This window comes from Campylobacter sp. MIT 12-5580 (genome assembly GCF_005406235.1).
Classification (GTDB): domain Bacteria; phylum Campylobacterota; class Campylobacteria; order Campylobacterales; family Campylobacteraceae; genus Campylobacter_D.
The window spans coordinates 14,290-26,405 of sequence record NZ_NXLK01000010.1 but is presented as its reverse complement, the minus strand read 5'-3'; the positions used below and the strand labels follow the sequence as shown (position 1 = coordinate 26,405).

Sequence of the window (12,116 nt, the reverse complement as noted above, 5' to 3'; positions counted from 1 at the left end):
ATTTTAACTTCTTAAAAAAGGACACACAATGAAAACAAAAATTTTACTCTTGGCTGTTTTAGCTACAATACTTTTTAGTGCTTGCTCAGAAGAACCAAAAAGCGTTGAATACTATAAAAATAACCCTGAAGAAAGAAAGAAAAAAATCGATGAATGCGGAAAAAAATTGTATGATTACATAGCAAAAAATCCTCAAGCAAAAGACAAAGATCTTGAAAAAGTACTTGGAAAAGATTGTATGAATGCAGATGAAGCAGGAAAGCTATGGAAGTAAGAGACTAAAAGATGAAAAATAAAAATAGCTATTTTAATGTTCAAATAGACAAAAACAATGATGAGGAATTTTTATATCTGCTTGAAAAAGCTCCTTATACTAGCGAAGAAGAAATAGGTGAGCTTTTTTCTCACCTTGCTGTGCTTGATGAAGTGCAAAAAGAAAAAGACGCTTCTAATGCCAAAATAAGTAATAAAGTCCTCAAATTTTCTTTTCTTTACAATGATAACGAAGGTGCAAAAGTAGAAAATCTACAAGTTCCTCTTGGGCAAGGACACTTTACAAAAGGCATAAATCACTTAAGAAAGATAGGTAAGCAAGATTGGGAAAAAGATATAAAAACTAAACAATTTGATGAGGAGTTGAGTAAGAAATTTGATAAATTTCTTATGAAACCTCCAGCAATGGATGTGATTAGTAAAGGTAGCTTAGGAACTTTGCAAAAGTGTGCCAAAATTTTAGACACTATCCCTTCTCCTGAATTCCAAACCTTTTTGCAAGGATTTATGAATGGTAATGAAAAATGCAGGATTCAATTATTTGGCAACAAAGAAGATCAAAAAGCAGAAAATAATTTAGAACAAAAACAAGAAAACAAAAGCAATGAACAAGAAAAATCAAAAGCTGATAAGATAGCAGAAATTCAAAAAGAGGTGCAAACTAGCACTCAAAAAAAAAGTAAATCGGCTCTTAAAATTTCAAGAGAGGTAAATAAAGAAAGAGATATTCAGCTCAATAAATAAAATTCGCTTTTGTATCAAAAAAAGAAGGATCGGCTTATAATATATACAAACCACCCTCCTCGTTTGCACTATAATTTTAAACTACTTTAGCTTAAAAAAAACTTAAGGAAAATCTATGCCTAGAGAAAGAAAGTTTTTATATGTACCATATAATGATAAAGATGAAGCTAAAAAACTTGGTGCTATTTGGGACGCAAAAGAAAAAAAGTTTTATGTTCCTTTTTATATGGATCAAAGCATATTTAAAAAATGGGAAAATCCACCCATAAAACAAAACAATATCAACATAAATGAAGCTTTGTTTCAATTTAAAAATGCCTTACAGGCTCAAGGCTTAATTGTAGATACCCCTATAATGAATGGAAAAATTCAACGCTGTGCAACTCAAGATGATAAAGGACATGAAAAAAGTGGAGCATATGTAGGATACTTAGATGGCTTCCCTGCTGGTTATATCGAAAACTTTAAAACAGGTTATAAAGAAAACTGGAAATTTCAACTTTCAACTCACAATAACTCAATAAAGATACAAAGACAGCCTTTAAACCCAAAAAGTAATTTTAATGAGACACATATCAATAAAGATCAAGAACTCTTAAATTTGCAAAAGAAAACAGCCCTTAGGCTAGAAAAAGAATGGATAGAAGCAAAACCTCTTATAAAGTTACATCCATATCTTATAAAAAAAGGGCTTGATGAAACTTATAACCTTAAAGTAGATAATTATGGAAATTTACTTATTCCATTTCAAGATGAAACAGGGAAAATCTGGTCAATACAAAGAATTACAAAAGAAGGAAAAAAAATAATTGGCGTAATTAAAACAAAAGAAGAGCAAAATAAAAATGTGGAATACTCGGCTAGAAAAAAAGGATGTTTTTTTACTCAAATTCCACTTAAAGAACAAGAAGAATTCATAGTATGTGAAGGCTTTGCTACTGCTATGACTATACAAAAAGCATTACAAAAGCCTACTATAATGGCTATTGACGCAGGAAATCTAAGCAATGTCGTTGAAAATCTTAAAAAAACTTTTCCGAACAAACAACTAACTATAATTGCAGATAATGACTACAAATTAGAAATTCAAGGAAGAACTAATGTAGGATTAGAAGCTGCAAAAAAAATTCAACAAAATTACCCTAATGTAAAACTTGTTATTCCTCAAATAACAGAACAAGAAGCTAAAGAAGGGATAAGCGATTTTAACGATATTTATACAAAAAAGGGGCTTGATGAAATACGAAAACAATATCACACACAAACATTTCAAAATACTATAGACAAAAATAAACTAGATCTAGAAAGATAACTTCTTTGTTTTGGCGTTTTTATAATGTAAAAGGTCAAAATTTTATGAAATAAAATTTTTACCATTTCCTATTTAGATACAAATTTAATGAATTTAATAAATTTAAGAGATTATTATAAAAATAGCTCAGTGATTTTTAAACTCTATTTTATGGGGGTTTAAAATTTAATAAATTTAAGAGATTATTATAAAAATAGCTTATTTTATTATAAAAATAGCTTATTTTATTATAAAAATACCAACTAATTTTTGATTTTTGTTTGTATCGAAAGATTTTTTTTGACATAAATATAATAATTTATTATAAAAATACCAACTTTTTTTAATTTTGTAGATGTTTTGTAGGCATAAATATAATGTTATTATAAAAATTGACATAAATATAATAATTTATTATAAAAATACCAACTTTTTTTAATTTTGTAGATGTTTTTATAATAAGTTGTTGATTTTAATATAATATTTTGCTATTATTTACTTCTATATTTTGTATATAAGTCGTAAAGGTTATATACAATGTTATATTTATGTCAATTTTAAAGGATAAATTATGCCAAAACGCCAGACAGTGGATACTTTAAATTTGTTTGATGAGTGTGAAAACCTTATATGTGAAGATACTTTGAAAATGGAACTAGGTTCTGTTGTCTTATTGTGTGGAGTGAGTGAAGTTGGAAAATCTTTTTTAGCTCTTAAAACTTGTGCAAATGCTTTGAATGATGGCGTGAAATCTTTTTTTTGGAGTATAGAAGATAATGAAAAAGCTTTGCTAGCAAGAATTCAAAATATACAAAGTTTTTATCCTTTTGAGATGATTGATCTTGAGTTTTCTACCGATTTGCCTGAATTTAACGCAAGATTAAGTCCTGAAGAAAATTTAGCAAAGGAGCTTGGGACTTTATCAGATTGCAGCTTAATTGTTCTTGATACATTTAGTGCTTTTTTTTCATATTTAGGTTTTAAAGATCAAAACAATCAAAATGATGTGCAAAGCTTTTTTAATACTCTTATAAATATAGCGGTTAGTAACAATCAAACAATTTTATTGCTTCATCATTTAGATAAAAAGGGCGAGAGCATTATGGGAAGTTCAGTGATAAAAAATGTCCCTAGAATTATCTATGAGCTTACATTTGCTAAAGGAGAGAATAAAAATACTACAACTCATAGAATATTGAAAATAATCAAAGATAGCAATAATATTAATAATGGTGATAGAGAGAAGCGAATTAAAATTTTAGTAAATTCTGACATAAATGAATCTTTAGAAGAGCAAGAAGAGCATTTTTTGCTAAAAGTAGATAAAGATAATGAAATAAAAGATTTGAGTAATGGTTTAGCCACTATGGATAATAATGGTTATATTACTATGCACGAAAATAGAGGAGTTTTTTATCTTAGTAGTAAGAAGATAATAGATTCAGCACTTTATAAAGAATTTGTTAAAAATGATAGACAATGCGAATTTAAAATGGAACACAAAGACAGCGGATCAACCTATATTATCAATTTAAAGAATGAGTTACTTACACAAACTCATAGAAGCATATTAGATGCTTTGTTTCTTTATGTGAAAGATAATGTGGATAGCACTACTATCAAAAAATACCAAGATGAATTTTGGGATATGGAAATTTTGTTAGAACCATATAAATTTTTAAAAAACTACTTAGGAAAAACACCAACAAGATATCAATGGTTACAAGAAAAATTTGATGAGATTTCTCGCTTTTCTTATGATTTAACACATATTCAAAATATCGATGGAAGACGAGAAAAGAAAACTGAAAGGGATAGAGACATTTTAATGTTTGATTCTATAGAAAGGGTTACTAAAAATGATGGAAAAATCATAGCTATGTTTAAGCTTACCATTAGAAAAGAATATATAAGGCGTTTGAAGACAGAATCAACTCTTTCTTATGATAAAGACTTAGCTAAAATTCTTATCAATTTAAAATCTTTAGTTGTGCAGGATTTAATACGATTTTTAAGTTCTTTTCCTGACAATAGCAATATGAAGCTTACTTTTACTGAATTTTGCAAAATTAAAGCTTATTCAGATTACAAGCATAGAAGCCTTATTTCAAAACAAAGAAAAGAAATTATAGAATCTAAAGATGAATTAATTGAATTTGGGATTAATGTTTATGGAAGGAATTCTCCTTTAAAACCATATGATAACGAAGTGTTACATAAAAAATTTGCAGATAGCAACGATTTAATTTTTATATATCGTGGCAGTGGAAAAATTAAGCGTTTTATCAATAAAAAAGATGCGATGAATAAGCTTAACATAAAGGCAAATAGGTATTTATCAAATAGCTTATTTACTCCTGAAGATTTAAAATAATAAACAAAGGATTAACACAATGGATCAAAGACTTATTGATGAAAACAATAGAAGGATAAGAGAGGAAAATAATAGGTCTATTGAACAACAAAATAAAAAAGATATGGACTTTTCAGGCGAGGCTGTAGGCGGATTAGCTGGATGTTTAATAGGGCTTTTAGGTATTATTTTGGCTATTATTTTTTATATCTTAAAATATGTGTTTATTTTTATAGTATTTTTACGAAATAGATTCTTTATAAAATGGAATTGGTATGTTAAGCTTGAAAACTTTACTTGTTTCATTATAAACATAATAAAAATATCTCTTTCGCTTTGCTTGTTTTTTATTTTTTATACATTTTACAAATTATGGGTAATTATGGTTTCTGCTTATATATACTTTGTATATTGAATTATGACTACATATACTCATTTTAAAATATTTATTAAATATCTTAGAAATATTTTAAAATTATATAAACAATATCTTAAAAATATTTATAAAGTATTTTTAAGATATTGTTATTGTCACTTAAACAACAAATCCTCAATTCGAACAAAAGAATTGTAAGAATTTAAAAATTTATTTGAAATAAAATATGATAAAATGTTGTTAAAATTTTACAAAGGAGTTAAAATGTCATACCCACTTTTAGGCACTCATTTTGAGCTTGATGAAGAAAAAATTAAGCGTGAGGGGATATATAATTTAGAGACAATGTATAAAACCATTGAAGAAATTGCTCTTGAAGTAGGACTTATTAAAATAGATAAAAATACCTATCATTGTAAAGGCAATCAATATGATTTGGCAAAACTAGGTATATTAGTTTATAATAATCTTATGAATTTCAAATGGTTTACTCTTAATGTTAAAAAATGGACTTGGATTAGCGAAAAAGAGGGAAATGAGAGTTTAATTGGCGATGAAATGGGAGTTTGGGCTTCGTGAGCGTAAGCAGAAAGGCTATAAATTTCGATTTATACACAAATGAGCTAAAAAAGCACTTCCAAGACACAAGAGAAGCTTATGCACAGGTCAAAGAGTTTATGCTCAAAAATGGTTTTGAGCATAGGCAGTATTCAGGGTATGCTTCTAAAAATTCTTTAAGTGAAAGAGCAATTTCTAAACTAAGCACTAAACTTGTCACAAACTTCCCTTGGCTAGCTTCTTGTGTAAAAAGATTTGATGTTACTGATATTGGGGAACAATATGATTTAACAGATCAACTGCAAATTCTTTCAAAATCTATTCATAAAGATATACCTAAAAATTCTCCAGATAAAGAAGCCAAGCTTGCAGAACTTAGAACTGAAATTAACAAAGCTACCCAATCTAAAACTCATAATTTAAACACCAAAAATAAAAACATAGAAAGATAGTTTTGTAATATCGTTTAGTATATTAAATAGCATTAATATCTATTTAATATACAATATTTATAAAATATATTAAAAATATTTTATAAATATTTATTAGTCAATGAAAAAATATTTTTACAATATTGTATTAATATTTTTATGATATTATTTCATTATAAAATTTACTTTTTATCAAAAAAGGAGGTTATATGGTTATTTCAATAGTCAATGAAAAAGGTGGCAGTGGCAAAACTACTTTAGCAGTAAATTTGGCAGCTCGTTTAGCAGAAGATGATGATAATGTTTTGTTAATAGATGCTGATCCACAAAAATCTACTGAGGTTTTTTCAGATATGAGAAGTCAGTCTGGCTTAAAGCCATTATTTAGCAATGTTTCAAAAACAGGTATAAGTTTGGGCGATGAAATTGAAAGTATGCGTAGCAAATTTGATAGCATAATTGTTGATACAGGTGGTAGAGATTCAAAGGAAATGCGAAAAGCTATGCTTAAATCAAACATTATTATAATACCAACCATTCCTTCACAATATGATGTCCCAGTTCTTGAGCATATGCTTGAAATATATGATGACTCAAGACAAATAAATTCCAATCTTTTGGCTTTTGTGCTTATCAATAGAAGTTCGCCAAATCCATTTTTAGCCAAAGATTTAGAAAATTTGAGGGAATTTATCAATACGACAAAAGCCGAAAAAGGTTTGGAAAATGTCATTTTGCTTGAGAATGCGTTGTATGAAAGACAAGCCTATAGAAAAGCTGTAATTGATGGCAAAAGTATTAGAGAATTTTGCACACCAAATGAAAAAGCTTTGAGCGATTTTGAGGCTTTTTATAAAGAATTTTTAGAGCTCGCAAAAGAAAGAATATAAGGAGTTATTATGGGATTTAAAGCAATGAGTAAAAAAAATGAACACGCTTCAAAGGAAGAAGATTTTTTAAATTCTGCTCGGGGTGAAACTTCGTTGCAAAAAAACTACAGGCCAAAAATACCAGCTAAAAGCAAAAGAAAACAAATAGCTTTTTATCTTAATGATGAGGAAATGGCTATTTTAAAAGAAGCTGCATACAAAATAAATATGAATGTTTCTCAATATCTACGATTTAAAGTTTTTAGTGGAGATAAAAGTTAATTTATGGTATTTTAAGCTTGTTTTACTTATTATTTTGGAGTTATGGATTTTAAAATAATCGACCGATTAAAATTCGCTTCGCATAAAGCCTAAACGAACGATTTTCTTTTGATGTATAATTAAAAGAAATCATTAATCTACTCCTTTTTCTTTTACCCTTTTTTATCCTCATTTACAAAAACTCCAAAATTTTACCAATTTTAAGCTTTAATTAAGCTTAAAATACATATAATTAAATATGTGTTTTTACATAATTAATTATATGTAAAATAAAACTTAATCAAAAACCTATAAAATAGGCATTCAAAGCAGTTTTTATAAGATTTTTACTGTAATATCTTATTAAGCAAAAAGACAAACTAGCTTTAAAGTCTTATTTTATAGAACTTTGCAAGGGCTTTGTAAGCTTTTGCCTTTAATTTTTTTTTGCTTAATAAGAACTAAAACGCCAAAAAGAAAGGGTTTAAAGTGGTTTTAGCTTATGCAAGGGTAAGCACAGACAAACAAGATAACATAAATCAAGAACAAGAGATAAAATCCTATTGTAAAGCCTATAAAATAAAGCTTGATGAATATATAAGCGTTGAGATGAGCTCACGCAAAAGCTTAGAGAAACGCCGAATTAATGAGCTTTACGATAGGCTAGACAATGGCGACACGCTGATCGTTGCTGAACTTTCAAGATTAGGGCGTGATATGCTTGAAACAATAAGCCTAATTTTTGACCTAATCAAAAAAGGCGTAAAGGTAATTTTCATCAGACAACCAGAGCTTAACCTAATGCGAGAAAGTGCAACTAAACTACTTTTGAGCTTTTATGCTTATATGGCAGAACACGAAAGAGAGCTAATCAGCCAAAGGACAAAAGCAGGGCTAAAAGTAGCCTTACAAAGAGGAAAAACACTGGGACGCCCTAAAGGTGCAAAAAGTGAAAGCATATTTGAACCTTACAAAGAAAGGACTAAACAAATGCGAGAAATGGGAATGCCTTTTAAGTCTATTTGGAAATTCTTGGGAGCTAGGGGAACTTATGCAGGGTTTTATTTATTTTGTCAAAGGGAAGGCATAGAATGAGAAGCAAAAAGGAACAAACACACATAAAAACTTTTAGAGTTAATCAGGACTTAAAAGATTTTTTAGATAGCTTAGAAAATTCAAATCAGTTTGTAATACAGCTTTTAAAAGATACTCAAGAATTTAAAGAATTTTTACACAAAAAAGAGCTAATGAATGACAAAAATCAACCTAGCCTTTTTGATGAAATGTAATTTTAAAATTTGGCAAAACTTTTCACAAGTTAATTTTTGGTATCCACCAAATAGCAGATATACATCTGCTACTATGGTTTTTTTGCATAATCTGCTACACAGATTTTTTTCTTATATCTGCTAGCTATAAGAAAAAACGCAAAAAAAGGATACCAAAAATTAACATAAAAACGCCAAAAAAGAAAGGGTAAAAAATGAAAAAAAGTGATTGGGAAGAGTTAAAATTTAAAGCAAAAAAAGTTAAAAATTTGCCACAATTTCAAGAAGCTTTTGCAAAGCTTAGCGGGCGAAGTCGAAAGGCAAAAGGGAATATTCACTTTGCCACTTATTCAAGATTAAGCAAACAATCAAAAAGAGGCGGTATTAAAAGGATTTTAGCTCACAATAAAAGAGAACAAGAAGTAAGCTACTTACTCCCACAAGAGCAAAGAGAAGCTAACGAATACACACCTTTTACAGAAAGACAAGCCGAAGCATTAAAAAAACGCAATATTGAACCTACACAAGAGAATTTTTTTATAGGATATGAAAAAGAAATAAGAAATGATTATGAAAAATTTCATAAGCGAAAAATGCCAAAGAATAGCCAGCCATTTGTTGAAGCGGTGTTAAATTTAGAAGCTCATCACACTATACAAGATATTCAAAACGCATTAAAGCAAAGTAATTTTCCTTTGCAAGCGGTGCATATAGCTATACATAGAGATGAGGGACACAAAGACGAACTAACCGATGAAACTATAAAAAACTATCACGCACACATAATTTTTAAAAATTATGATTATAACACGCACAGGACTATTTTAAGGGGCTTAGATAAAAAAGAATTTAGCCAATGCCAACAAAGGCTTATTAAAGCATTAGGAATGCAGATCAACAAAGAACAAAAAAGCACAAGGCATTTAAGTAAATGGCAAATGATACATAGAAAAGAAAAACAAGCTGAAAGACTTTTAAAAGAAATTAGACAATACGAAAAAACGCAAGAAAAGGGGGTAAATTTCAACGAACGCAACCTAACTAATACCAACACAGCACCACAGGTAAAAAATGGCTTAAATCAAACGCTAGACGCAAAAGCTCAAAAAATAGCTGATTTACGCAAAGAAGTAAGCCAAAGCACACAAAACCGATACAAAGAGCAAACAACCACCAAAGACAAAGACTTTGAAAGGTAAAACCCTTTCTTTTTGGCGTTTTATGTGTTACAATTTTGAAACTTCAATACTCAAGAAAGGTTAAAGGACAATGGCAAAAGACAACGAAGCAAAAGAGACTTTAAAAGACAAAGAAAAAAGCTTAGATGATGATAAATTAAGGCATCTTGAAAGCATTCAAAAGGCTAGCAAGATTTTAGAAACTATCCCAAGCGAGGAACTTCAAAGCTTTTTAGAAGGCTTTAAAAGCGGAGCTGAAAGCAAAGAAAGACGCTTTTTTACTGATAAAGAAAACGAAAAAACAGCACAAAAGCCTAATAATCAAGAGAAAACAAAAGCCGAAAAGATCGCTGAACTTCAAAAAGAAGTAAGGGAAGTTGTAGAAAAAAGAAAGAGGGATTATCATTCAAAAAGCAGAAGTAGAGATTTTGAGCGTAAAAATTTTGAAAGGTAAAAGCTTCTTTTTTTAGATTTTGTATTACATTTTAGCTAAATTATGCTATAATTACAGCAACTAACGAGGCTTTTTAGGGGTTAATCGTTTGAAAGTCGCTAATATAGGAACTTAAAGGGCGACTATAAAATAATGCGTTTCAACGAAAAAACGGCGTATAAGGATTTTTTCTCCTTGTTAGTTTCTCCTTAAATTAAAATCCCTTTCCCCTATGTATTTATATGTTGTTGCTGTGATCTCGACAAAGCTAATCTCGCCTGTCTCCTTGCTTTTTGCTTTGTTTTTTTTGTCTCTTCTTTTTTTTCTGCTAGCGTGTATTTAGGCTTTTCTTCAAATTTTTGCTTAACTAACTGCCTTTTTTTTGCACTACCTCGAAAAAGAATATCTGCATTAATTTGATAAACACCATTTTGAATTTTCTTAATAAAACCTGTTTTAATTAATTCCCTTAATATTTTTTGGGTTGTTAATAAGGTTGTATTGCAATATTTAGAAATCATTTCAGCGGTTGAAAAAATACAATTATTTTCATCAGCATTTAAAATAATGAAATTGAGAACATTAAAAGTTTTTTCTGGCATAAAAGGCTTAATTGCTACTTCTAAAAATTTATCAAACATTTTCATAAAATTAAAATCCCTTTCTCCTATGTATTTATAGGTTGTTGCTGTGATCAATGTTTAACAAATGGTGTTGTAAATTTTTCTTTGACCTCTTGTCTTTTTTTCGCGCTACCCTTAAAAAGAATGTCAGCGTTTATTTGATAAACACCATTTCTAACTTTTTTTATAAAATTACAATCTTGCAAAATCTTCATTTCTTTAGCCACTGCTTGTTGAGTTGTTTTTAGGACATTTGCGATCTCTTGGCTTGTTGCAAATACGCAATTTTGTTTATCGGCATTTAAAAGCAAAAATTTTAAAACGCTAACCTTAAAATTTGAGCCCTGAAAATAGCTTTCTAAAACATTTATGAAATTTTCGTAAAACATTTTCATAAAATTAAAATCCCTTTCTCCCATATATTTATAAGTCATTCCTGCAACCTCAATAAAATTAACCTCACCTGTAATTTTATCAACGGCTTTTTCATAAAAAGTCGCTTTTGATGCAAGTGCCATTATCTTTGTCGTTGTTTTAGGCTTTGTGCCTTGACTTTTGTCTTTCATTGCGTTATAATGTCCTTTCCTTACTTTTTTGAAGTAAAAGAAAAGGGACCGATAAATTTTACTTGAAAAAACTTAAATTTTTATTAATATTTATATTAAAGTAGTATTTTCAATCCTTTTATGAAGTTTCCTACTCTTGCAAAATAGATAGAAATTTGAATAAGTCCCTTTTTTGCCGAGATAGATCCAAATCGACTTCATCGACATGCCTTTATTTAGCAATTCTTGTATTATATTTTTCGACTCATCGTGCATACTACTCAAAACACCAAATGGGCGTCCCAAAATCTTTCCGCTTGCTTTTGCTTTTTCAAGCCCTGCTTTTGTCCTTTGAGATATAAAATCTTTTTCTACTTCAGCTATATAGGCATAAAAAGAAAGTAATAGCTTTGAATGTGGGTTGTTAAAGCTACTAAGTTCAAGTTGTTTAAGAAAAACAAATTGGATACCTTTGTTTGACAAGTCTAGTATAAAATTCATTGTTTCAAACATACTTCTGCCGAGTCTTGAAAGTTCATAAACTATCAAAACATCACCTTTTTTTAGCTTTTTTAATTCATCTATTTTGCGTTTTTTAAAACTCTTTCCTGCACTTTGTTGAACTTCTATAAATCTATCTATAATGAGCTTTTCTTTTTGTGCATATTCTAAAATTTGCATTTTTTGAACATCTGTATCTTGCTTATTTGTGCTTACCCTTACATATGCTACAACCATTATTCTCTTTTCAATATCTCTTCTTGTATCATTTTATGCTCTAACCTTTCAAGGTATTTTCGATACGATCGTATGGCTTTAAGCGTATTTCTTAATCCAATGCAAAAGATTATTAAGATAATTCCGAGAAAAGTCAAACCTGTAATAAGATTTGCCTTATCATCATAATGCCTAA

The 12,116-nt window shown here is 29.0% G+C and carries 16 protein-coding genes; 13 read left to right on the top strand and 3 right to left on the bottom strand.

All coding sequences use genetic code 11. From position 1 onward, the window contains the following. Positions 1-28 precede the first annotated feature (28 nt). From CQA38_RS08460 to CQA38_RS08400, 13 genes are all read left to right on the top strand, one after another. Positions 29-274 carry an EexN family lipoprotein gene (locus CQA38_RS08460; protein ID WP_137633568.1) on the top strand — a complete coding sequence of 82 codons (246 nt, stop codon included), beginning with the start codon at positions 29-31 and terminating at the stop codon, positions 272-274. A 152-nt stretch (positions 275-426) separates the two neighbouring features. Then, positions 427-1,017: a hypothetical protein gene (locus tag CQA38_RS08455; protein WP_170999499.1), complete on the top strand. Its 591-nt coding sequence runs from the start codon at positions 427-429 to the stop codon at positions 1,015-1,017. A gap of 115 nt (positions 1,018-1,132) precedes the next feature. Further along, positions 1,133-2,329, top strand: coding sequence for a DUF5710 domain-containing protein (locus tag CQA38_RS08450; protein WP_137633566.1), 1,197 nt, complete (start codon positions 1,133-1,135; stop codon positions 2,327-2,329). A 550-nt stretch (positions 2,330-2,879) separates the two neighbouring features. Further along, complete coding sequence (locus tag CQA38_RS08445; protein WP_137633565.1) at positions 2,880-4,682, top strand: AAA family ATPase; 1,803 nt, start codon at positions 2,880-2,882, stop codon at positions 4,680-4,682. Positions 4,683-4,701: 19 nt separating this feature from the next. After that, on the top strand, positions 4,702-5,076 hold the full coding sequence (locus tag CQA38_RS08440) for a hypothetical protein (protein WP_137633564.1): 375 nt from the start codon (positions 4,702-4,704) through the stop codon (positions 5,074-5,076). Between the two features lie 225 nt (positions 5,077-5,301). Continuing rightward, positions 5,302-5,616, top strand: a complete 315-nt coding sequence (locus tag CQA38_RS08435) for a hypothetical protein (RefSeq protein WP_137633563.1) — start codon at positions 5,302-5,304, stop codon at positions 5,614-5,616. Next, positions 5,613-6,047, top strand: a complete 435-nt coding sequence (vapD, locus tag CQA38_RS08430) for a VapD family protein (protein ID WP_137633562.1) — start codon at positions 5,613-5,615, stop codon at positions 6,045-6,047. Before CQA38_RS08435 ends, vapD begins: the two co-directional genes overlap by 4 nt. A gap of 188 nt (positions 6,048-6,235) precedes the next feature. After that, complete coding sequence (locus tag CQA38_RS08425) at positions 6,236-6,916, top strand: AAA family ATPase (RefSeq protein ID WP_137633561.1); 681 nt, start codon at positions 6,236-6,238, stop codon at positions 6,914-6,916. 9 nt (positions 6,917-6,925) lie between these two features. Then, a complete protein-coding gene (locus CQA38_RS08420; RefSeq protein ID WP_238386995.1) occupies positions 6,926-7,177 on the top strand; it encodes a hypothetical protein in 252 nt (83 codons plus the stop codon). 468 nt (positions 7,178-7,645) lie between these two features. Beyond that, a complete protein-coding gene (locus CQA38_RS08415) occupies positions 7,646-8,251 on the top strand; it encodes a recombinase family protein (protein ID WP_137633560.1) in 606 nt (201 codons plus the stop codon). Then, complete coding sequence (locus tag CQA38_RS08410; protein ID WP_137633559.1) at positions 8,248-8,445, top strand: hypothetical protein; 198 nt, start codon at positions 8,248-8,250, stop codon at positions 8,443-8,445. Before CQA38_RS08415 ends, CQA38_RS08410 begins: the two co-directional genes overlap by 4 nt. Positions 8,446-8,639: 194 nt before the next feature. After that, positions 8,640-9,623 (top strand): hypothetical protein, encoded by a 984-nt coding sequence (locus CQA38_RS08405; RefSeq protein ID WP_137633558.1) that lies wholly within the window; start codon positions 8,640-8,642, stop codon positions 9,621-9,623. Positions 9,624-9,693: 70 nt separating this feature from the next. Then, the gene (locus CQA38_RS08400) at positions 9,694-10,056 is read left to right on the top strand and encodes a hypothetical protein (protein ID WP_137633557.1); all 363 of its coding nucleotides are present in this window, start codon (positions 9,694-9,696) and stop codon (positions 10,054-10,056) included. 209 nt (positions 10,057-10,265) lie between these two features. Here the strand turns inward: CQA38_RS08400 and CQA38_RS08395 are convergent, their stop codons facing one another. The 3 genes from CQA38_RS08395 to CQA38_RS08385 all read right to left on the bottom strand — a co-directional run bounded on the left by CQA38_RS08395 (position 10,266) and on the right by CQA38_RS08385 (position 11,941). Then, complete coding sequence (locus tag CQA38_RS08395; protein WP_283202098.1) at positions 10,266-10,733, bottom strand: replication/maintenance protein RepL; 468 nt, start codon at positions 10,731-10,733, stop codon at positions 10,266-10,268. Beyond that, positions 10,730-11,176, bottom strand: coding sequence for a replication/maintenance protein RepL (locus tag CQA38_RS08390; RefSeq protein WP_137633555.1), 447 nt, complete (start codon positions 11,174-11,176; stop codon positions 10,730-10,732). The genes CQA38_RS08395 and CQA38_RS08390 overlap by 4 nt, the downstream gene beginning before the upstream one ends. A 138-nt stretch (positions 11,177-11,314) precedes the next feature. Further along, entirely contained in the window at positions 11,315-11,941 is a 627-nt protein-coding gene (locus tag CQA38_RS08385) for a recombinase family protein (protein WP_137633554.1), read from the bottom strand. Positions 11,942-12,116 lie beyond the last annotated feature (175 nt).

What these genes read in the sequence shown, in the direction of transcription:
- CQA38_RS08460 (WP_137633568.1), top strand. Translation starts at nt 29, where the DNA reads ATGAAAACAAAAATTTTACTCTTGGCTGTTTTAGCTACAATACTTTTT.
- CQA38_RS08450 (WP_137633566.1), top strand. Translation starts at nt 1,133, where the DNA reads ATGCCTAGAGAAAGAAAGTTTTTATATGTACCATATAATGATAAAGAT.
- CQA38_RS08445 (WP_137633565.1), top strand. Translation starts at nt 2,880, where the DNA reads ATGCCAAAACGCCAGACAGTGGATACTTTAAATTTGTTTGATGAGTGT.
- CQA38_RS08440 (WP_137633564.1), top strand. Translation starts at nt 4,702, where the DNA reads ATGGATCAAAGACTTATTGATGAAAACAATAGAAGGATAAGAGAGGAA.
- CQA38_RS08435 (WP_137633563.1), top strand. Translation starts at nt 5,302, where the DNA reads ATGTCATACCCACTTTTAGGCACTCATTTTGAGCTTGATGAAGAAAAA.
- CQA38_RS08425 (WP_137633561.1), top strand. Translation starts at nt 6,236, where the DNA reads ATGGTTATTTCAATAGTCAATGAAAAAGGTGGCAGTGGCAAAACTACT.
- CQA38_RS08420 (WP_238386995.1), top strand. Translation starts at nt 6,926, where the DNA reads ATGGGATTTAAAGCAATGAGTAAAAAAAATGAACACGCTTCAAAGGAA.
- CQA38_RS08410 (WP_137633559.1), top strand. Translation starts at nt 8,248, where the DNA reads ATGAGAAGCAAAAAGGAACAAACACACATAAAAACTTTTAGAGTTAAT.
- CQA38_RS08405 (WP_137633558.1), top strand. Translation starts at nt 8,640, where the DNA reads ATGAAAAAAAGTGATTGGGAAGAGTTAAAATTTAAAGCAAAAAAAGTT.
- CQA38_RS08400 (WP_137633557.1), top strand. Translation starts at nt 9,694, where the DNA reads ATGGCAAAAGACAACGAAGCAAAAGAGACTTTAAAAGACAAAGAAAAA.
- CQA38_RS08390 (WP_137633555.1), bottom strand. Translation starts at nt 11,176, where the DNA reads ATGGCACTTGCATCAAAAGCGACTTTTTATGAAAAAGCCGTTGATAAA.
- CQA38_RS08385 (WP_137633554.1), bottom strand. Translation starts at nt 11,941, where the DNA reads ATGGTTGTAGCATATGTAAGGGTAAGCACAAATAAGCAAGATACAGAT.